Origin of the sequence: Burkholderia sp. AU32262, assembly GCF_020419985.1 — a bacterium.
GTDB classification, from domain to species: Bacteria; Pseudomonadota; Gammaproteobacteria; order Burkholderiales; family Burkholderiaceae; genus Burkholderia; species Burkholderia semiarida.
Map to the genome: position 1 here is coordinate 36859 of NZ_JAIZRS010000020.1, position 20543 is coordinate 57401.

Consider the following 20543-nt stretch of genomic DNA (forward strand, 5'->3'; position numbering starts at 1 on the left):
TTATTTCTGTTATGCAAAAACGCCTGACATTGCTCGGTTCCACGGGCTCGATCGGAGACAGCACGCTCGACGTGGTCGCGCGCCATCCCGAGCGCTTCTCGGTCTACGCGCTGACCGCGCACCGCAACGGCGACAAGCTCGTCGAGCAGTGTCTGCGCTTCGCGCCTGAAGTGGCCGTGGTCGGCGATGCCGCGACGGCCGCGCACGTCGACGCGAAACTGCGCGCGGCGGGCAGCAAGACGGTCGTGCTGCACGGGCCGCAGGCGCTCGTCGACGTGTCGAAGAGCGACGGCTGCGACACGGTGGTCGCCGCGATCGTCGGCGCGGCCGGCCTTGCGCCGAGCCTGGCGGCCGCACGCGCCGGCAAGCGGATCCTGCTCGCGAACAAGGAAGCGCTCGTGATGTCGGGCGCGATCTTCATGGACGCCGTGCGCGACCATGGCGCGATCCTGCTGCCGGTCGACAGCGAACACAACGCGATCTTCCAGTGCATGCCGCGCGACGCGGCCGAGCACGGCGGGATCTCGAAGATCATCCTGACCGCGTCGGGCGGCCCGTTCCGCACGCGCGAGCCGGCCACGCTCGTCGACGTGACGCCGGACGAGGCGTGCAAGCACCCGAACTGGGTGATGGGCCGCAAGATCTCGGTCGATTCCGCGACGATGATGAACAAGGGCCTCGAGGTGATCGAGGCGCACTGGATCTTCGGGCTGCCGGGCGACCGGATCGACGCGCTGATCCATCCGCAGAGCGTGATCCATTCGCTCGTGTCGTATCGCGACGGCTCGGTGCTCGCGCAGCTCGGCAACCCCGACATGCGCACGCCGATCGCGCACGCGCTCGCGTTTCCCGAGCGCGTCGACGCGGGCGTCGATCAGCTCGACCTCGCGCAGATCGCCCAGTTGTCGTTCGAGAAGCCCGACTACGCGCGCTTCCCGTGCCTCGCGCTCGCGCTGAAGGCGCTCGAGGAAGGCGGTATCGCGAGCGCCGCATTGAACGCGGCGAACGAAGTGGCGGTCGAAGCATTTCTCGAGCGCCGGATCGGCTTCATGGCGATCGCGGCGACGGTCGACGCCGTGCTCAACACGCTGCCGAACCGCGCGCCCGACGGGCTCGACGACGTCCTCGCGGCGGATGCCGAGGCTCGCCGCCTCGCCGCCGCGATCATTGCGAAAGCGCCTGCGCCACGCGTGGAGCGTGCGGTCTGAATGGAGTGCTCATGAACGTACTGGTCGAACTGGTCGCGTTTGCGGTGGCGATCGGGGTGCTGGTCGTCGTGCATGAGTATGGACACTATCGCGTCGCGCGCTGGTGCGGCGTGAAGGTGCTGCGTTTCTCGATCGGCTTCGGCCAGCCCGTCGCGCGCTGGGTCAGCCGCAGGACGGGCACCGAGTGGACGCTGTCCGCGCTGCCGCTCGGCGGCTACGTGAAGATGCTCGACGAGCGCGATCCAGGCCCGGGCGGCATTCCGCCCGAGGAACTCGGGCAGGCATTCAACCGCCAGTCGGTCTACAAGCGCATCGCGATCGTCGCGGCCGGACCGATTGCGAACTTCCTGCTGGCAATCGTGCTGTTCTCCGCCATATTCGCCACCGGCGTGACCGAGCCGACCGCGATCGTCGCGCCGCCGGCCGCCGGCACGGTGGCGGCTCGCGCGGGCTTCGACGGCAGCGAGACGGTCGTGTCGATCCGCGACGTGCGCGTGAGCGACGCGCAGGGCGGCGAGTCGGAGCCGGTGCGATCGTGGTCGGACCTGCGCTGGAAGCTGCTGTCGGCCGCGCTCGACCATCGCGAGGTCGTGCTCGGCGCGCGGGACGGCAATGCGACGTTCGATTTCCGCGTCGACCTGCGCAACGTGCCCGACAGCCAGCTCGACGACGACTTCATGGCCCATCTCGGCTTCGAGGCCGGCGGCGGCACGTTGTCGGTCGCGTCGGTGCAGCCGGGCAGTGCGGCGGAGCAGGCGGGCCTGAAGGCCGGCGACAAGCTGGTCGCGCTCGACGGCAAGCCGATCGGCGGCGCGTCGCGTTTCATCGATACGGTGAAGCACCATGCGGGCCAGCCGCTCGCGCTGCAGATCGAACGCAACGGCGCCGCGCGGACGGTGTCGATCGTGCCGCAGATGCAGCGCGACGACGAATCGGGGCAGCAGGTCGGCCGCATCGGCGCGGCGCTGTCGATGCACGCACCGTCGGTGGACGTGCGCTACGGGCCGATCGAGAGCCTGCGGCTCGGCGCGCACCGCACGTGGGACATTTCCGTGTATTCGCTGAAGATGTTCGGGCGGATGATCACGGGCAACGCGTCGTTGAAGAACCTGTCGGGCCCGGTGACGATCGCCGACTACGCAGGCAAGAGCGCACGGCTCGGTCCGTCGGCGTTCCTGTCGTTCCTCGCCCTTGTCAGCATTAGCCTTGGCGTCCTGAACTTGTTGCCGATTCCCGTTTTGGACGGGGGGCATCTGTTATATTATGCGGTTGAAGCCGCGACCGGGAAAGCCGTCTCGGAACGCTGGCAGCTGATTCTGCAAAGAGCCGGGTTGATCTGCATCGTCGCGTTGTCGGCGATCGCGCTGTTCAACGATCTGGCTCGGTTAATCCATTTCTGAAGCGTCAGGCGGCGGCCGCTGGCCAGCCGCCCGATTTGATGCAGCTAAATATTGGGGATGCATGTTGTTCAAACCTCATCGCTTTGTACCTAAGACAGTTGCAGCGGCCGCGCTCGCCGCGCACGGCCTCGCGGCGCATGCAGCGGCACCGTTCGTGGTGCAAGACATCAAGATCGAGGGGCTGCAGCGCGTCGAAGCGGGTTCGGTGTTCGCCTATCTGCCGATCAAGCAGGGCGATACCTTCACGGACGACAAGGCATCCGAAGCAATCCGCGCGTTGTACGCGACGGGCTTTTTCAACGACGTGCGCGTCGCCACGCAGGGCAACGTCGTGATCGTGCAGGTGCAGGAGCGGCCGGCCATCGCGTCGATCGACTTCACCGGCACGAAGGAATTCGACAAGGACAACCTGACGAAGGCGCTGCGTGCGGTCGGCCTCGCCGACGGCCGCTACTACGACAAGGCGCTCGTCGACAAGGCGGAGCAGGAGCTCAAGCGCCAGTACCTGACGCGCGGCTTCTATGCGGCCGAAGTCAAGACGACGATCACGCCGGTCGACGCGAACCGCGTGTCGATCCTGTTCGCGGTGGCCGAAGGCCCGAGCGCGAAGATCCGCCAGATCAACTTCATCGGCAACAAGGCGTTCAGCACGAGCACGCTGCGCGACGAGATGCAGCTGTCGACGCCGAACTGGTTCTCCTGGTACACGAAGAACGACCTGTACTCGAAGGAAAAGCTCACGGGCGACCTCGAGGCCGTGCGCTCGTACTACCTGAACCGCGGCTACCTCGAGTTCAACATCGAGTCGACCCAGGTATCGATCTCGCCGGACAAGAAGGACATGTACCTGACGGTCACGCTGCACGAAGGCGAACCGTACACGGTGTCGGGCATCAAGCTGTCGGGCAACCTGCTCGATCGCGAGGCCGAACTCAACAAGCTGATCAAGATCAAGCCGGGCGACCGCTTCTCGGCCGAAAAGCTGCAGCAGACCACCAAGTCGATCGTCGACAAGCTCGGCGAATACGGCTACGCATTCGCGACCGTCAACGCGCAGCCGGACATCGACCAGGCGAACCACAAGGTGAACCTGAACCTCGTCGTCGATCCGAGCCGCCGCGTGTACGTGCGCCGCATCAACGTGGTCGGCAACACGCGTACGCGCGACGAAGTGGTGCGCCGCGAAATGCGCCAGCTCGAAAGCTCGTGGTTCGACTCGAACCGCCTCGCGCTGTCGAAGGACCGCGTGAACCGCCTCGGCTACTTCACCAACGTCGACGTGACGACGGTGCCGGTCGAAGGCACGAACGATCAGGTCGACGTGAACGTGAAGGTCGACGAAAAACCGACCGGCGCGATCACGCTGGGCGCCGGCTTCTCGTCGACGGACAAGGTCGTGCTGTCGGCCGGCGTGTCGCAGGACAACGTGTTCGGCTCGGGCACGAGCCTGTCGGTGAACGTCAACACCGCGAAGAGCTACCGCACGCTGACCGTCACGCAGGTCGATCCGTACTTCACGGTCGACGGCATCAAGCGGATCACCGACGTCTACTACCGCACGTACCAGCCGCTCTATTATTCGACGAGCTCGAGCTTCCGGATCATCAGCGCGGGCGGCAACCTGAAGTTCGGCATTCCGTTCTCGGAAGTCGACACCGTCTACTTCGGCGCGGGCTTCGAACAGAACCGTCTCGACGTCGATTCGAACACGCCGCAGAGCTACCAGGATTACGTGAACGAGTTCGGCCGCGTGTCGAACACGGTGCCGCTGACGGTGGCATGGTCGCGCGACGCGCGTGACAGCGCGCTGATTCCGAGCCGCGGCTACTTCACGCAGGCGAACATGGAGTACGGCGTGCCGGTCGGCAAGATCCAGTACTACAAGGCCGACCTGCAGGCGCAGTACTACTATTCGTTCTCGCGCGGCTTCATCCTGGGCCTGAACCTGCAAGGCGGCTACGGTAACGGTATCGGCAACCCGTACCCGATCTTCAAGAACTACTACGCGGGCGGTATCGGCTCCGTGCGGGGCTACGAGCCGAGCTCGCTGGGCCCGCGCGACACGAAGACGAACGACCCGATCGGCGGTTCGAAGATGCTGGTCGGCAACATCGAGCTGACGTTCCCGCTGCCGGGCACCGGCTACGACCGCACGCTGCGCGTGTTCACGTTCCTCGACGGCGGTAACGTGTGGGGCAACGCGCCGGGCGGCACGAGTACGGGCGCCAACGGCCTGCGCTACGGCTACGGTGTGGGTCTCGCGTGGATCTCGCCGATCGGCCCGCTGAAGCTGAGCCTCGGCTTCCCGCTGCAGAAGCACGAAGGCGACCAGTACCAGAAATTCCAGTTCCAGATCGGGACGGCGTTCTGACCGAACGCATGACAACAGCAACGAGAGGGTAATTTTGCTAACCGGTAAGTTTTCGAAACGAGTGATGTGCGCGCTGACCGTTGCGCTGGCCCTGGGCGCGGCAACGGTGCACGCACAGGACGTCGCCCGCATCGCGGCGGTCAATTCGGATCGGATCCTGCGCGAGTCGGCGCCCGCGAAGGCGGCGCAGACGAAGCTCGAAGCCGAGTTCGCGAAGCGTGACAAGGATCTGCAGGACCTGGCGGCCCGTCTGAAGTCGATGTCCGATTCGCTCGACAAGAACGGCACGTCGCTGTCGGCGGCCGATCGCGCGCAGAAGCAGCGCGATCTCGCGCAGCTCGACACCGACTTCCAGCGCAAGCAGCGCGAGTTCCGCGAAGACCTGAACCAGCGGCGCAACGAAGAGCTGGCGGCTGTGCTGGAAAGGGCGAACAAGGTCATCAAGCAGATCGCCGAGCAGCAGAATTACGACCTGATCGTGCAGGAAGCCGTGTACGTCAGCCCGCGCATCGACATCACCGACAAGGTGCTCAAGGCGCTCGCGTCCGGCTCGACGAACTGAACGGAGCAGACGACGAATGGCATTGACGCTCGAGGCACTCGTAAAGCGGTTCGGCGGCGAGATCGCCGGCGACGCACAGTGCACGGTCGGCGGCCTCGCGCCGCTCGACCAGGCAGGCCCTCAGCAGCTCGCGTTCCTCGCGAACCCGAAGTACCTGTCGCAGGTCGAGACGACCCGCGCCGGCGCGGTGCTGATCGCGCCGAAGGATCTGGAAAAGCTGGGCGCGGCCGCGAAGGGTCGCAACTTCATCGTGACGCCGAATCCGTACGCGTACTTCGCGCGCGTCGCGCAGATGTTCATCGATCTCGCCACGCCGCCGCGCGCGGCCGGCGTGCATCCGAGCGCGACGATCGATCCGGCCGCGAAGGTCGCCGCGACCGCGGTGATCGGCCCGCACGTGACGGTCGAGGCCGGCGCGGTGATCGAAGACGGCGTGCAGCTCGACGCGAACGTATTCGTCGGCCGCGGCACGACGATCGGCGCCGGCTCGCACTTCTATCCGAACGCATCGGTGTACCACGGCTGCAAGATCGGCCCGCGCGCGATCGTCCATGCGGGCGCCGTGATCGGTTCCGACGGCTTCGGCTTCGCGCCGGATTTCGTCGGCGACGGCGACGCGCGCACCGGCAGCTGGGTCAAGATTCCGCAGGTCGGCGGCGTGACGATCGGCCCGGACGTCGAGATCGGCGCGAACACGACGATCGACCGCGGTGCGATGGCGGATACCGTCATCGAGGAATGCGTGAAGATCGACAACCAGGTCCAGATCGGCCACAACTGCCGGATCGGCGCGTACACGGTGATCGCCGGCAGCGCCGGCATCGCGGGCAGCACGACGATCGGCCGCCATTGCATGATCGGCGGCGCGGCCGGGATCGCCGGCCACGTGACGCTCGGCGACTATGTCATCATCACCGCGAAGTCGGGCGTATCGAAGTCGCTGCCGAAGGCCGGCATCTATACCAGCGCGTTCCCGGCCGTCGACCACGGCGAGTGGAACAAGAGCGCCGCGCTCGTGCGCAACCTCGACAAGCTGCGCGAGCGCATCAAGGCGCTCGAAGCCGCGCTCGCCGCCCAGGGCGGCACCCACGCCTGAGCCCATCATGCGAGATCACGAACCGGGCACGGCCAGCGCAACCGGCCCGGTTTGCCAGACTGGGCCGCGCGGCGGCCCGCTTCAGCCTTTGCATCACCACCGCGCAGCCTCTGCGTGAGACGAACCATCATGAGCACTGAAAAAATCAATCTCGACATCCACAAGATCCTCACGCTGCTGCCGCATCGCTACCCGATTCTGCTCGTCGACCGCGTGCTCGAACTCGAACCGCACAAAGGGATCAAAGCGCTGAAGAACGTGTCGATCAACGAGCCGTTCTTCCAAGGGCATTTCCCGAAGCGGCCGGTGATGCCGGGCGTGCTGATCCTCGAGGCGCTCGCACAGGCCGCGGCGCTGCTGACGTTCGCGGAAGAGCAGCCGAAGGATCCGGAGAACACGCTGTACTACTTCGTCGGGATCGACGGTGCGCGCTTCAAGCGCGTGGTCGAACCGGGCGACCAGCTGATCCTGAACGTGACGTTCGAACGCTACATTCGCGGCATCTGGAAGTTCAAGGCGGTGGCGGAAGTCGACGGCAAGGTCGCGGCGGAAGCCGAGCTGATGTGCACGGTCAAGACGGCCGACGCGGCGCCCTGAGCGACGCGGCACGCATGGGCAACATAACGCGAGCAACGCGACACATGATATCGAGAGGCAACGGCGCATGACCAGGATTCATCCTACCGCGATCGTCGAGCCGGGCGCGCAGATCGACGAATCGGTCGAGATCGGCCCGTACGCGATCGTCGGCCCGCACGTCACGATCGGCGCGCGCACGACGATCGGCTCGCACAGCGTGATCGAAGGCCATACGACGCTCGGCGAGGACAACCGCATCGGCCATTACGCGTCGGTCGGCGGGCGTCCGCAGGACATGAAGTACAAGGACGAGCCGACGAAGCTCGTGATCGGCAACCGCAACACGATCCGCGAATTCACGACGATCCACACGGGCACCGTGCAGGACGTCGGCGTGACGACGCTCGGCGACGACAACTGGATCATGGCCTACGTGCACATCGGCCACGACTGCCGCGTCGGCAACAACGTGATCCTGTCGAGCAACGCGCAGATGGCCGGCCACGTCGAGATCGGCGACTTCGCGATCATCGGCGGCATGTCGGGCGTGCACCAGTTCGTGCGCATCGGCGCGCATTCGATGCTGGGCGGCGCGTCGGCGCTCGTGCAGGACATCCCGCCGTTCGTGATCGCGGCGGGCAACAAGGCCGAGCCGCACGGGATCAACGTCGAAGGGCTGCGCCGGCGCGGCTTCTCGGCCGACGCGATCTCGGCGCTGCGCAGCGCGTATCGCGTGCTGTACAAGAACAGCCTGTCGCTCGAGGAAGCGAAGGTGCAACTGCGCGAGCTCGCGGAAGCGGGCGGCGACGGCGATGCACCGGTGAAGGCGCTCGTCGAGTTCATCGACGCGTCGCAACGCGGCATCATCCGCTAAGCGATGCCGCTTCCGACCAACCAGCTCCGGCTCGCGATGGTGGCCGGCGAACCGTCGGGCGACCTGCTCGCGGCCTCGCTGCTCGGCGGCCTGCGCGAGCGGCTGCCCGAATCGGCCCAGTATTACGGGATCGGCGGGCCGCGCATGATCGCGCAGGGCTTCGACTCGCACTGGCAGATGGACAAGCTGACCGTGCGCGGCTATGTCGAGGCGCTGGGCCAGATTCCCGAGATCCTGCGGATTCGCGGCGAACTGAAGCGCCAACTGCTCGCCGAGCGGCCGGACGCGTTCATCGGCGTCGACGCGCCCGATTTCAACTTCAACGTCGAACAGGCCGCGCGCGACGCGGGCATCCCGTCGATCCACTTCGTGTGCCCGTCGATCTGGGCGTGGCGCGGCGGCCGGATCAAGAAGATCGCGAAATCCGTCGACCACATGCTGTGCCTGTTCCCGTTCGAACCGGCGATCCTCGACAAGGCCGGCGTCGCATCGACCTACGTCGGTCATCCGCTCGCCGATGAAATCCCGCTCGAACCCGATACGCACGGCGCGCGCATTGCGCTCGGCCTGCCGGCCGACGGCCCCGTGATCGCGGTGCTGCCGGGCAGCCGGCGCTCGGAGATCGCGCTGATCGGCCCGACGTTCTTCGCGGCGATGGCGCTGATGCAGCAGCGCGAGCCCGGCGTGCGGTTCGTGATGCCGGCCGCGACGCCCGCGCTGCGCGAACTGCTGCAGCCGCTCGTCGACGCACATCCGCAGCTCGCGTTGACGATCACCGACGGCCGTTCGCAGGTCGCGATGACGGCCGCCGACGCGATCCTCGTGAAGAGCGGCACCGTCACGCTGGAAGCCGCGCTGCTGAAAAAGCCGATGGTGATCTCGTACAAGGTGCCCTGGCTGACCGGGCAGATCATGCGCCGGCAGGGCTACCTGCCGTATGTCGGCCTGCCGAACATCCTGGCGGGGCGCTTCGTCGTGCCGGAGCTGCTGCAGCATTTCGCGACGCCCGAGGCGCTCGCCGATGCGACGCTCACGCAACTGCGCGACGACGCGAACCGCCGCACGCTGACCGAAGTGTTCACTGAAATGCATCTTTCGCTGCGGCAGAACACGGCCGCGAAGGCGGCCGAGGCCGTCGTGCGCGTGCTCGAACAACGCAAGGGGCGCGCATGACCGCAGTCCGTGCGGCACGCCGCCGCGCGTCGGCCGACGTGCAGGGCGGTTTCGATTTCAGCCGCCCGGACGAGATCGTCTGCGGCGTCGACGAAGCCGGCCGCGGCCCGCTCGCAGGGCCGGTGGTGGCCGCCGCGGTGATCCTCGATCCGGCTCGGCCGATCGACGGGCTCGACGATTCGAAAGCGCTGTCCGCGAAGAAGCGCGACATGCTGTACGAGCTGATCGTCGCGCGTTCGCACGCGTATTGCGTCGCGTCGGCGAGTGTCGACGAGATCGATACGCTGAACATCCTGCACGCGACGATGCTCGCGATGAAGCGGGCCGTCGAAGGCCTGTCGGTGCTGCCGACGCTTGCGCAGATCGACGGCAACCGTTGCCCGACACTGAGCGTGCGCGCCGAGGCGATCGTCAGTGGCGACGCGCTCGTGCCGAGCATCTCGGCCGCGTCGATCCTCGCGAAGGTCACGCGCGATCGCATGCTGGTCGACCTGCACGAACGCTTCCCGGTGTACGGCTTCAACGTGCATGCGGGCTACGGCACCGCGAAACATCTTGCCGCACTGCGCGAGCACGGCCCGTGCGAAGCGCACCGGCGCTCGTTCGCGCCGGTTCGTGCGGCGCTCGATCTGATTCGATGAAAAGCATCACTTCCCGCGACAACCCGCTGTACAAGCGCCTGAAGGCGCTCGCGGGTTCGACACCCCAGCAGCGCCGCAGCGGCCAGGCGCTGCTCGAAGGTTTCCATCTCGCGAGCGCGTACCTCGATACGGGCGCGACGCCGGAGCTGTGCGTCACGACCGAAGGCGCGCTCGGCCACGCGGAGGCGCAGGCGATCGTCGCGCGCATCGACGCGCAGCGGGTCGTCTCGCTGCCGGACGCGCTGTTCGGGCAGTTGTCGAACGTCGTCAACGGCGTCGGCTTCCTGCTGCTGGTCGACCGGCCGGCGCACCCGCTGCCCGCGCGCGTGACGCATACGTCGATCGTGCTCGACGGCGTGCAGGATGCCGGCAACGTCGGCTCGATCCTGCGCAGCGCGGCGGCGGCCGGCGTGCGTCACGTGTTCTGCGCGCCGGGGACGGCCTACGCGTGGTCGTCGAAGGTGCTGCGCTCGGGCATGGGCGCGCATTTCCTGTTGTCGATCCATGAGAACGTCGAAGCCGCGGCGCTTGCCGAACGCCTCGACGTACCGGTCGCGCTGACCGATTCGCACGGCGCGCGGGCGGTCTACGACTGCGATCTGTCGGGGCCCGTCGCATGGGTGTTCGGCAATGAAGGCGCCGGCGTGTCGGCATTCTGGCGCGACGCGGCCACGCATCGTGTGACGATTCCGCAGCCGGGCGGGATGGAGTCGCTGAACGTCGCGGCCGCCGCCGCGGTGTGCCTGTTCGAGCAGGTGCGGCAGCAGCGGCCCGCGTGACGCCGCACGCGCGCAATTGATTACCGTAAAACGAAACAAGGCCGCGTTCGACGCGGCCTTGTTGCTTTCGGCGGCGGCTGGACAGCCGCCCGCGCATCCGCGCTCAGTACGACTGCCGGTCGAGGCGGATTTCCTGCAGGATCGTCGTCGCGATTTCCTCGATCGACTTGTGCGTCGACGACAGCCACTTGATCCCTTCGCGGCGCATCATCGCCTCGGCCTCGTTGATCTCGTAGCGGCAGTTCTCGGGCGCCGCGTACTTGCTGCCGGGTCGGCGTTCGTTGCGAATCTCCGACAGGCGCTGCGGGTCGATCGACAGCCCGAACAGCTTCTCGCTGTACGGCGCCAGCGCCGACGGCAGCTTGCCGCGTTCGAAATCCTCCGGAATCAGCGGATAGTTGGCGGCCTTCACGCCGTACTGCATCGCGAGGTACAGGCTCGTCGGCGTCTTGCCGCTGCGCGACACGCCGACCAGGATCACGTCGGCCTCCGACAGGTTGCGGTTCGACTGGCCGTCGTCGTGCGCGAGCGAGAAGTTGATCGCCTCGATCCGCGTCTTGTATTCCTCGGTGTCCGCGTTCTGGTGGCCGCGGCCCATCGCGTGGCTCGACTTGAGCTCCAGTTCCTGCTCGAGCGGTTCGACGAAGCGCTGGAACATGTCGAGCACGAGCGCGTTCGAGCGTTTGACGATGTCGTTCGACTCGCTGTCCACGAGCGTCGTGAACACGATCGCGCGACGGCCGTCGTGCACGGCGGCCTCGTTGATCTTCTCGACGGTCGCGTAGGCCTTGTCGAGCGAGTCGACGAACGGCACGCGCACGAGGCGGAATTTCTGGTCGAACTGGGAGAGGATCGAGTGCGCGAAGGTTTCGGCAGTGATCCCGGTGCCGTCGGAGACGATGAATACGGTAGGCAGCATGAATCTGGACGTCGAGCGTGAAGGGCGGTTGCGCGGACCGCTGGAGGTTCGCCTCCACACGCAGTGACAAGGTCGCGCCACATCCGGCAGCCGGCACGGTAGAATAGCGGCAACCTGTTGGATAAGCAATTGCGGGGCGGGGCGCGAACGGCGGCCCGTAGCTGGGCCGCACGATTCCAGAATTCCCGGCAAGTCTGGCGATTTGTCTGCAAATATCGCCCTTCTGCCGGGATTTTTGCAAATCGGGTCTGAACATTTTCGCCGCTGCGAATGCTTATCTAACAGGTTGCGCAAGACGCGCCGCGCCTTTTTGCAAGCGCCCGCGTTCGAGCCCACTTGCGCGATCGAGCATTTTTTTCACACTTAGGGGCTTGTATGACTAACGCAGCAAACGTCGCAAAGGACCAGGCGTATGTAATTCCGTTCGAGCAGTTGCGGATGACCGATGTGGAAATCGTGGGCGGCAAGAATGCGTCGCTCGGCGAGATGATCAGCCAGCTTTCCGAAGCAGGCGTTCGCGTACCCACCGGTTTCGCCACGACCGCGCTCGCATTCCGCGATTTCCTCAAGCACAACGACCTCACCGATCGCATCGCCAAGCGTCTCGAGTCGCTCGACATCGACGACGTGAAGGCGCTCGCCGAAGCCGGTGCCGAAATCCGCAAGTGGATCGTCGACGCGCCGCTGCAGCCGCGCCTCGAGCAGGAAATCCGCGCGCAGTTCGAAGTGCTGAAGAACGGCTCGCCGAGCGAGCTGTCGTTCGCCGTGCGCTCGTCGGCGACCGCGGAAGACCTGCCCGACGCATCGTTCGCGGGCCAGCAGGAGTCGTATCTGAACGTCGTCGGCATCGACGACGTGCTCGACCGCATGAAGCACGTGTTCGCGTCGCTGTATAACGACCGCGCGATCTCGTACCGCGTGCACAAGGGCTTCACGCACGCCGAAGTCGCGCTGTCGGCCGGCGTGCAGCGCATGGTCCGCTCGGACGTCGGCGCCGCCGGCGTGATGTTCACGATCGATACCGAATCGGGCTTCAAGGACGCCGTGTTCATCACGTCGAGCTACGGCCTGGGCGAAACCGTCGTGCAGGGCGCGGTGAACCCGGACGAGTTCTACGTGTTCAAGACGACGCTCGCGCAGGACAAGTATCCGATCATCCGCCGCTCGATCGGCTCGAAGCTGATCAAGATGGAATTCACGCAGCCGGGCGAGCCGGGCCGCGTGAAGACGGTCGACGTGCCGCACGAGCAGCGCAACCGCTACTCGATCACCGACGAAGACGTGATCGAGCTCGCGAAGTACGCGGTCATCATCGAGAAGCACTACCAGCGTCCGATGGACATCGAGTGGGGCAAGGACGGCCGCGACGGCAAGATCTTCATCCTGCAGGCACGCCCGGAAACGGTGAAGAGCCAGGCATCCGGCAAGGCCGAGCAGCGCTTCAAGCTGAAGGGTCAGTCGCAGGTGCTCGCGACGGGCCGTGCGATCGGCCAGAAGATCGGTGCGGGCCCCGTGCGCGTGATCCAGGATCCGTCGGAAATGGAACGCGTGCAGCCGGGCGACGTGCTGGTGGCCGACATGACCGACCCGAACTGGGAGCCGGTGATGAAGCGCGCGGCGGCGATCGTCACGAACCGCGGCGGCCGCACCTGCCACGCGGCGATCATCGCGCGTGAGCTCGGCGTGCCGGCGGTGGTCGGCTGCGGCGATGCGACCGACATCCTGAAGGACGGCGCGCTCGTCACCGTGTCGTGCGCGGAAGGCGACGAAGGCAAGATCTACGACGGTCTGCTCGAGACGGAAGTCACGGAAGTGCAGCGCGGCGAACTGCCGGAAATCCCGGTCAAGATCATGATGAACGTCGGCAATCCACAGCTCGCGTTCGACTTCTCGCAACTGCCGAACGGTGGTGTTGGCCTCGCGCGTCTCGAGTTCATCATCAACAACAACATCGGCGTGCACCCGAAGGCGATTCTCGAGTACCCGAACATCGACCAGGACCTGAAGAAGGCGGTCGAGAGCGTCGCGCGCGGCCACGCGTCGCCGCGTCAGTTCTACGTCGACAAGCTGACGGAAGGCGTCGCGACGATCGCGGCGGCGTTCTATCCGAAGCCCGTGATCGTGCGTCTGTCCGACTTCAAGTCGAACGAGTACAAGAAGCTGATCGGCGGTTCGCGCTACGAGCCGGACGAGGAAAACCCGATGCTGGGCTTCCGCGGCGCGTCGCGCTACATCGCCGACGACTTCGCGCAGGCGTTCGAGATGGAATGCCGTGCACTGAAGCGCGTGCGTGACGAGATGGGCCTGACCAACGTCGAGATCATGGTGCCGTTCGTGCGGACCGTGAAGCAGGCGGAGCGCGTCGTCGGCCTGCTCGAGAAGTTCGGCCTGAAGCGCGGCGAAAACGGCCTGCGCCTCGTGATGATGTGCGAAGTCCCGACCAACGCGATCCTCGCCGAAGAGTTCCTCGAACACTTCGACGGTTTCTCGATCGGCTCGAACGACCTCACGCAGCTCACGCTCGGCCTCGACCGCGATTCGGGCATGGAACTGCTCGCAGTCGACTTCGACGAACGCGACCCGGCCGTCAAGTTCCTGCTGAAGCGTGCGATCGATACCTGCCGCAAGATGGGCAAGTACGTCGGTATCTGCGGCCAGGGCCCGTCCGATCACCCGGATTTCGCGCAATGGCTGACCGACGAAGGCATCGCGTCGATCTCGCTGAACCCGGACACGATCATCGATACGTGGCAGGCGCTCGCCAACCGGAAGTAACGATCCGTCATGCAACTTCGGCGAAAGGGCGGTCCACCGCGCTTTCGTTGAAGGCAAAATGCAAGGTTCATGCTATAAACACCCCGGTAAGCACCGGGGTGTTTTTTTCGTCGGTACGCGCCGGCCGCTTCGCCCAGTTGCGAGCGCGGCGAATATAGTGAGCATCGGGGGCGTTTTTCGGGAGACCACAATGATGTCGGGGCATCTGTTCTGGTGGGTCGCGGTGGGCGTGCTGGTCGTCGCCGAGTTGCTGACGGGCACGTTCTATCTGTTGATGATCGCACTCGGCTTTCTCGCGGGCGGCTTGCTGCAACTGGCCGGTTTCGCGCCGCACGTGCAGTTCGGCGCGGCGGCCGCGGTGGCGATCGTCGCGATGATCGTGCTGCGCCGGTCGGGGCTCGGCCGCAAGCAGAAGCGCGACACGTCGGCGAATCCCGACGTCAATCTCGATATCGGCTCGACCGTCACGGTCGACGCGTGGCGTGACGGCCGCGCGCGCGTGCAGTATCGCGGCGCCGACTGGGACGTCGAGCTCGCGCACGGCGAGCGCGACGATGCGCACGTGTACCAGGTGAGCGCCGTGCGCGGCAATTGTCTCGTGGTCGTGGCGAAACCCGCGGGCTGATCGTCCGCCAATACAACAAGGAGGGAATATTTCATGGATTCGCTGATCATCTGGGTTGTCCTGCTCGTCATCGCGATCGTGATCGTGTCGAAGACGGTGAAGATCGTGCCGCAACAGCATGCATGGGTGCTCGAGCGCTTCGGGCGCTATCACGCGACGCTGTCGCCCGGTCTCAATATCGTGCTGCCGTTCGTCGATCGCATCGCGTACCGGCACGTGCTGAAGGAAATTCCGCTCGACGTGCCCAGCCAGGTCTGTATCACGCGCGACAACACGCAGTTGCAGGTGGACGGCGTTCTGTACTTCCAGGTGACCGATCCGATGAAGGCGTCGTACGGGTCGAGCAACTTCGTGCTGGCGATCACGCAGCTCGCGCAAACCACGCTGCGCTCGGTGGTCGGCAAGCTCGAACTCGACAAGACGTTCGAGGAACGCGATTTCATCAACCACAACATCGTGTCGGCGCTCGATCAGGCTGCGGCGAACTGGGGCGTGAAGGTGCTGCGCTACGAGATCAAGGACCTGACGCCGCCGAAGGAAATCCTGCATGCGATGCAGGCGCAGATCACCGCCGAGCGCGAAAAGCGCGCGCTGATCGCCGCCTCCGAAGGCCGCAAGCAGGAACAGATCAACCTCGCGTCGGGTGCGCGCGAAGCGGCGATCCAGAAGTCCGAAGGCGAGCGGCAGGCCGCGATCAACCAGGCGCAGGGCGAAGCCGCCGCGATTCTGGCGGTGGCCGAGGCGAACGCGCAGGCGATCCAGAAGATCGCGAGCGCGATCCAGTCGCAAGGCGGGATGGATGCCGTGAACCTGAAGGTCGCCGAGCAGTATGTCGGCGCGTTCGCGAATCTCGCGAAGCGGGGCAACACGCTGATCGTGCCGTCGAACCTGTCGGATCTCGGCACCGCGATCTCGTCGGCGCTGACGATCGTCAAGAGCGCGGGCGCGGCGTCGGGTGCGAAGGGCTGAGCCGACATCGACGCGCGCGCGGTTGCCGCGTGCGCGTCGTCGTGCGGCGAATCGTCGCGCAGCCGCGCGACCGGCCGGTGCGATTCACCACGTCCAAAGCAACACGGCCCGCTTCGAGCGGGCCGTGTCGTGTGCGATGAATGCGGTGGGCGTCAGGTGCCGGCGCGCATGATGCGTGCCTTCTCGCGTTCCCAGTCGCGCTTCTTCTCGGTTTCGCGCTTGTCGTGCAGCTTCTTGCCTTTCGCGAGTGCGATGTCGCACTTCACGCGGCCGCCCTTGTAGTGGAAGTTCAGCGGCACGAGCGTGTAGCCGCGCTGCTCGACCTTGCCGATCAGTTTCTTGATTTCCTCGCGGTGCAGCAGCAGCTTGCGCGTGCGAACCGGGTCGGGCTTGATGTGCGTCGAAGCCTCGGGCAGCGGGCTGATATGGGTCCCGATCAGAAAGATCTCGGCGTTCTTCACCACGACGTAGCCTTCCTTGATCTGGCCGCGTCCGGCGCGCAGCGCCTTGACTTCCCAGCCCTCCAGCACGAGCCCCGCTTCGTAGCGTTCCTCGATGTGATAATCGAAGTGCGCTTTCCTGTTGTCGATGATGCTCATGAAAGGATTGGGCCAACTCGTTTAAAATCACGATTTTAGCAAAGCGGGGCGGCAATTGCCCGGCTTGGCGTTTCCACTTTCAGCGATGCCGCGCGATTTATGGCAGATGTCCAGAAAACCGTATTGATTCGCCATTCGGCGGAACAGATGTTCGACCTCGTCACCGACGTGGCCGACTACCCCAATTTCCTGCCCTGGTGCGGCGGTGTCGAGATTCGCCGTCAGGACGAGAGCGGAATGGAAGCGCGCATCGACATCAACTTCAAGGGCATCAAGCAGCATTTCGCGACGCGCAACACGCAGCAGCGCCCGACCCGCATCGACATGGAGTTCGCGGACGGGCCGTTCAAGAAGTTCACGGGTTCGTGGCGCTTCATTCCGCTGCGCGCCGATGCGTGCAAGATCGAATTCGCGCTGCACTACGAATTTTCGAGCATCCTGCTCGAAAAGATCATCGGGCCGGTGTTCAGCCACATCGCGAACACGTTCGTCGATTCGTTCGTGAAGCGCGCGGACCAGCGGTACGGAAAGGGGTGACGCGATGCTGTCGATCGAAGTCTGCTACGCATTGCCGGACCGCCAGACGCTGATTCCGCTGTCGCTGCCCGAAGGGGCGACCGTGCGCTCGGCCATCGACGCGAGCGGCGTGCTCGCGCTGCACCCGGAGATCGATCTCGCGCACGCGAAGACGGGCGTCTACGGCAAGCTCGCGCCGCTCGATGCGCCGCTCGTCGATCACGACCGCGTCGAGATCTATCGTCCGCTGATCGTCGATCCGAAGCTCGCACGCCAGCGGCGTGTCGACAAATCCCGCCGCGACGGCTCGATCGAGGGCCGCAAGTGGATGCACAAGGACGCGCGCTGACGCGTCGTGCGCTCAGGTTGGTCCGATCAAACGCCGCGGCGCTCAGTGGGCCGCGGCGTTTGCGTTTGCGGGCGCGCCGCCCGGCGTGTCGCCGTGCCGTCGCACCGAGCCGTATACGCCCGCGAGCAGCAGCACGAGCGCGGCGAGCTCGAGTGCGCGCGGCATCCGCTGGTCGTACACGAACGCATACAGCATCGCGAACACGGTTTCGAACACGATCAACTGGCCCGACAGCGTGAGCGGCAGCCGCTTCGACGCGGCATTCCACAGTCCGTTACCGAGCCACGACGCACCGATCGCAAGCACGAGGTTCAGCAGCCAGAACAATTGCCAGCGCGAGGCGGGGACGGCCGCCTGTACCGTCCCGGCGGGCAGCGCGAGGATCGCCAGCCAGCAGAGCCCGCCGATCAGGCCCGTCACGACACCCCACAGCACCGACCATTCGTTGCCGCCGAAGCGGTGATGGCGCTGCAGGTAGCGTGTGTTTGCCACCGCATACCAGGTCCAGCTCGCGAGCGCGCCAGCCGCGCAGGCGATACCCGCAAGCTTCTGGGCGAGCGTCGTCGCGTGCGCGGCTTCGGACGTAAACAGATCGACGTTTATGCAGACGATGCCCGCGATCACGAGCGCGAGCGGGGCGGCGAGCCGCCGCAGCGGCATCGCGCCCTGGTCGCCGAGGCCCGCGAGCGTGACGGTCACCGGCAGCACGCCGACGATCAGCGAACTGGGCGCGATGCCGATCAGGTGCACGGCGCCGGACAGCAGCATGTAATACGCGACGTTGCCGATGACGGCGAGCCTCACCAGTGCGACGAGGTCCGCGCGGGTCAGCCGATCGAGCAGCGAGCGGGCGGCCGGCAGCGCGGCCGCGAGCGACACGAGGCCGTACATCGTGTAGCGGCCGGCGCTCAGCAGCAGCGGCGAGAAATCGGTCAGCAGCCGCGGAACGAGAAACACCATGCCCCACAGGGCGCCTGCCAGGACACCGTACACCACGCCGCGCTGCATCGACCGCTCCGAACGAATGACTGAGGTGCGCGCATCTTAGCGATGCCGGCGCGGCGGCGTCTTGTTCATTCCTGCACTCGCGGCCGGGTGCGGCCGTCACGCGGCTTCGGCGGGCGGCGAATCATTCGTCCGCCGAATCGGGGGTTGGCCGCGTGCCGTCGCCGGCAGCATCCGTGCGCGTCGGGCGGCGCACGACACGCAGCTTGCCGCTGTTGCCGCCGCCGCAGTAGAAGCGGTCGCGGCCATCGGATTCGAGGCCCGACACGCCGACGCCGGGCGGCATGTCGACCTGCTCGAGCACTTCGCCCGTGCGCGGATCGATGCGCCGCAGGTCGCTGCGGTCGGCTTCCCACGTGCCGTGCCACAGCTCGCCGTCGACCCACGTCACGCCGGTGACGAAGCGGTTCGACTCGATCGTGCGCAGCACGGCGCCCGATTGCGGATCCACCTGATGAATCTTGCGCTCGCGGTACTGGCCGACCCACAGCGTGCCTTCCGCCCACGCGAGCCCCGAATCGGCGCCGCCGCCGGGCGCCGGAATCGTCGCGAGCACGCGGCCCGATTCGGGGTCGATCTTCTCGATGCAGTCCTCGACGATCTGGAACAGGTGGCGGCCGTCGAACGCCGTGCCCGCGTGCGCGGCGACGTCGAGCGAGCGGACGATCGTGCCGCGCTCGGGGTCGAGCGCATTCAGCTTGTCGCCGGACGCGTACCACACGTGCCGCCCGTCGAACGTGACGCCGTGCACGCCGTCGACGCCCGGAAACGGGCCGTACTCGTGAAGGATGTCTGCGGTGGAGCGCTTCATGTTCGTCACCTCGTCGTTCGATGAGGCCATCCTAATCGCCCGGCAGCGCAAGCGGGAGTAACAAGGTCGTCGCGAATCCGGGCAGCGGCGGCGTGAGCCAGCGGCGCGCGCGTCCGCGGCCGAGTGCCTGCACCTTGCCGGTTTGCGCGAGCGCATCGAGCGCGCGCTGCACGGTGCGCTGGCTGGCGCCGAGCGCGAGCGCCAGCGCGGAGCTCGACCACGCTTCGCCGTCGGCGAGGAGCGCGAGCACGGCCGCATGGCGATCGTCGACCGGCCGCGCGAGGACGACGGTTTCGCGCACGCCGAGCGGTTCGAGCGCGAAGCCGCGCGGCGTCGCGACGACGTTCGCGAGCGGGCGCAGCACCGCGCGCAGCCGGCCGATCTCGACACGCAGCCGCGCGCGGTGCGATTCGTCGGCCTGTTTCGCGCGGAACGCGGCGGCGACGAGCGCATTTCTCGACACGTCGGCCGGCCAGGCCTCGCCAAGTGCACGGGCGAGCACGAACAGCACCGGGCGTCGCGCGAGCGACACGGTCGTGCGCGCATCGCGCACCGTGTGGCGGCACGCGTCGACGACGAGCGCATTCGACTCGAACAGCGTCTCGACTTCGTCGAGCGGCACGAGCCGCGACGTGCCGCGCGCGATGAGCCGCGCGGCCGGTGCGTCGAGCACGCGCGCCGCGGTGTCGACCTCGGCCGCCAGCGCGGCGATGCCGGCGGCGCGGGCGGCTGTCCGTGCGCGGTCGAGCGCCGCGCGGGCCGCGTGCGTGCGGATGCGGCGCATCGCGATGCCGGCCGCGATCAATTCATGGGCGGCGCGCGACGCGGGCGGCAGCGGCGCGGGGTCGAGATGCGCGAGTAGCCGCTCGGCTTCGTCGAGATGGCCGATCAGCAGCAAGCGGCGGACGCCGAGATAGCGGGCGTGCGCGGCGTTCGCGCGGTCGCCATGCGCGTCGAGCGTCGCGCAGGCCGCATCGAGCGCGCGCGTCGGCCAGTGCAGGTCGCGCGACGCGAGCGCGATTTCCGCTTCCGCGACGACGCAGCGCGCCCGTGCGACCGCTTCCTTCGCGCCGAATGCGCGTGCGGCGCCGCGCACGAGCGACCGTGCCCGTTCGAAATCGCCGAGCTGCGCCAGCGCGATCCCGCGCAGCGCGAGCGCCGGCGCATCGTCGCGCAGCGCGACGCGGTTCAGCGCGCCGAGCGCGTCACCGGCCGCGAGCGCGTGCGCGGCCGCCGTGATCAGCGAATCCATTCGAATCCCGACACACTTGTCACTCCCTTCGGTCCGATGC

The 20543-nt window shown here is 66.6% G+C and carries 20 protein-coding genes; 15 read left to right on the forward strand and 5 right to left on the reverse strand.

All coding sequences use genetic code 11. The features are described from left to right. Positions 1-11 precede the first annotated feature (11 nt). From LGN10_RS23020 to LGN10_RS23065, 10 genes are all read left to right on the forward strand, one after another. On the forward strand, positions 12-1208 hold the full coding sequence (locus LGN10_RS23020; RefSeq protein WP_226225110.1) for a 1-deoxy-D-xylulose-5-phosphate reductoisomerase: 1197 nt from the start codon (positions 12-14) through the stop codon (positions 1206-1208). 11 nt (positions 1209-1219) lie between these two features. Further along, positions 1220-2608 (forward strand): RIP metalloprotease RseP, encoded by a 1389-nt coding sequence (rseP, locus tag LGN10_RS23025; RefSeq protein ID WP_060316790.1) that lies wholly within the window; start codon positions 1220-1222, stop codon positions 2606-2608. 61 nt (positions 2609-2669) lie between these two features. Further along, entirely contained in the window at positions 2670-4979 is a 2310-nt protein-coding gene (gene bamA / locus LGN10_RS23030; protein WP_059573701.1) for an outer membrane protein assembly factor BamA, read from the forward strand. A gap of 64 nt (positions 4980-5043) precedes the next feature. Continuing rightward, complete coding sequence (locus LGN10_RS23035) at positions 5044-5541, forward strand: OmpH family outer membrane protein (RefSeq protein WP_048248617.1); 498 nt, start codon at positions 5044-5046, stop codon at positions 5539-5541. Between the two features lie 16 nt (positions 5542-5557). Continuing rightward, the gene (gene lpxD / locus LGN10_RS23040) at positions 5558-6637 is read left to right on the forward strand and encodes a UDP-3-O-(3-hydroxymyristoyl)glucosamine N-acyltransferase (protein WP_060966269.1); all 1080 of its coding nucleotides are present in this window, start codon (positions 5558-5560) and stop codon (positions 6635-6637) included. Between the two features lie 129 nt (positions 6638-6766). Continuing rightward, positions 6767-7234 carry a 3-hydroxyacyl-ACP dehydratase FabZ gene (fabZ, locus tag LGN10_RS23045; RefSeq protein WP_006495559.1) on the forward strand — a complete coding sequence of 156 codons (468 nt, stop codon included), beginning with the start codon at positions 6767-6769 and terminating at the stop codon, positions 7232-7234. 67 nt (positions 7235-7301) lie between these two features. Beyond that, entirely contained in the window at positions 7302-8090 is a 789-nt protein-coding gene (lpxA, locus tag LGN10_RS23050; RefSeq protein WP_059573703.1) for an acyl-ACP--UDP-N-acetylglucosamine O-acyltransferase, read from the forward strand. A gap of 3 nt (positions 8091-8093) precedes the next feature. Beyond that, the gene (lpxB, locus tag LGN10_RS23055) at positions 8094-9263 is read left to right on the forward strand and encodes a lipid-A-disaccharide synthase (protein ID WP_059573704.1); all 1170 of its coding nucleotides are present in this window, start codon (positions 8094-8096) and stop codon (positions 9261-9263) included. Further along, positions 9260-9904 (forward strand): ribonuclease HII, encoded by a 645-nt coding sequence (gene rnhB, locus LGN10_RS23060; protein ID WP_226225112.1) that lies wholly within the window; start codon positions 9260-9262, stop codon positions 9902-9904. The genes lpxB and rnhB overlap by 4 nt, the downstream gene beginning before the upstream one ends. Further along, positions 9901-10683 (forward strand): TrmH family RNA methyltransferase, encoded by a 783-nt coding sequence (locus LGN10_RS23065; protein WP_226225113.1) that lies wholly within the window; start codon positions 9901-9903, stop codon positions 10681-10683. The genes rnhB and LGN10_RS23065 overlap by 4 nt, the downstream gene beginning before the upstream one ends. 103 nt (positions 10684-10786) lie before the next feature. Here LGN10_RS23065 and LGN10_RS23070 read toward each other — a convergent pair whose 3' ends face one another. Next, positions 10787-11602, reverse strand: coding sequence for a pyruvate, water dikinase regulatory protein (locus LGN10_RS23070; protein ID WP_011549549.1), 816 nt, complete (start codon positions 11600-11602; stop codon positions 10787-10789). A gap of 375 nt (positions 11603-11977) precedes the next feature. Here LGN10_RS23070 and ppsA point away from each other — a divergent pair, with 375 nt between their 5' ends. From ppsA to LGN10_RS23085, 3 genes are all read left to right on the forward strand, one after another. Continuing rightward, entirely contained in the window at positions 11978-14377 is a 2400-nt protein-coding gene (ppsA, locus tag LGN10_RS23075; protein ID WP_059573707.1) for a phosphoenolpyruvate synthase, read from the forward strand. A 190-nt stretch (positions 14378-14567) separates the two neighbouring features. Continuing rightward, positions 14568-15002: an NfeD family protein gene (locus LGN10_RS23080; protein ID WP_060316775.1), complete on the forward strand. Its 435-nt coding sequence runs from the start codon at positions 14568-14570 to the stop codon at positions 15000-15002. A gap of 33 nt (positions 15003-15035) precedes the next feature. Next, entirely contained in the window at positions 15036-15971 is a 936-nt protein-coding gene (locus LGN10_RS23085; RefSeq protein WP_226225114.1) for an SPFH domain-containing protein, read from the forward strand. Between the two features lie 152 nt (positions 15972-16123). Here the strand turns inward: LGN10_RS23085 and smpB are convergent, their stop codons facing one another. Further along, entirely contained in the window at positions 16124-16570 is a 447-nt protein-coding gene (gene smpB, locus LGN10_RS23090) for an SsrA-binding protein SmpB (protein WP_006478511.1), read from the reverse strand. Positions 16571-16669: 99 nt separating this feature from the next. Here smpB and LGN10_RS23095 point away from each other — a divergent pair, with 99 nt between their 5' ends. Continuing rightward, positions 16670-17107, forward strand: a complete 438-nt coding sequence (locus LGN10_RS23095) for a type II toxin-antitoxin system RatA family toxin (RefSeq protein ID WP_006483809.1) — start codon at positions 16670-16672, stop codon at positions 17105-17107. 4 nt (positions 17108-17111) lie between these two features. Further along, positions 17112-17435: an RnfH family protein gene (locus tag LGN10_RS23100; RefSeq protein ID WP_050012887.1), complete on the forward strand. Its 324-nt coding sequence runs from the start codon at positions 17112-17114 to the stop codon at positions 17433-17435. A gap of 42 nt (positions 17436-17477) precedes the next feature. Here the strand turns inward: LGN10_RS23100 and LGN10_RS23105 are convergent, their stop codons facing one another. The 3 genes from LGN10_RS23105 to LGN10_RS23115 form a co-directional block, all read right to left on the reverse strand. Next, entirely contained in the window at positions 17478-18443 is a 966-nt protein-coding gene (locus LGN10_RS23105) for a DMT family transporter (protein WP_226225115.1), read from the reverse strand. Positions 18444-18564: 121 nt separating this feature from the next. Continuing rightward, on the reverse strand, positions 18565-19251 hold the full coding sequence (locus tag LGN10_RS23110; protein WP_226225117.1) for a glutaminyl-peptide cyclotransferase: 687 nt from the start codon (positions 19249-19251) through the stop codon (positions 18565-18567). A gap of 31 nt (positions 19252-19282) precedes the next feature. Beyond that, entirely contained in the window at positions 19283-20503 is a 1221-nt protein-coding gene (locus LGN10_RS23115) for a helix-turn-helix domain-containing protein (protein WP_226225118.1), read from the reverse strand. Positions 20504-20543: the final 40 nt, after the last annotated feature.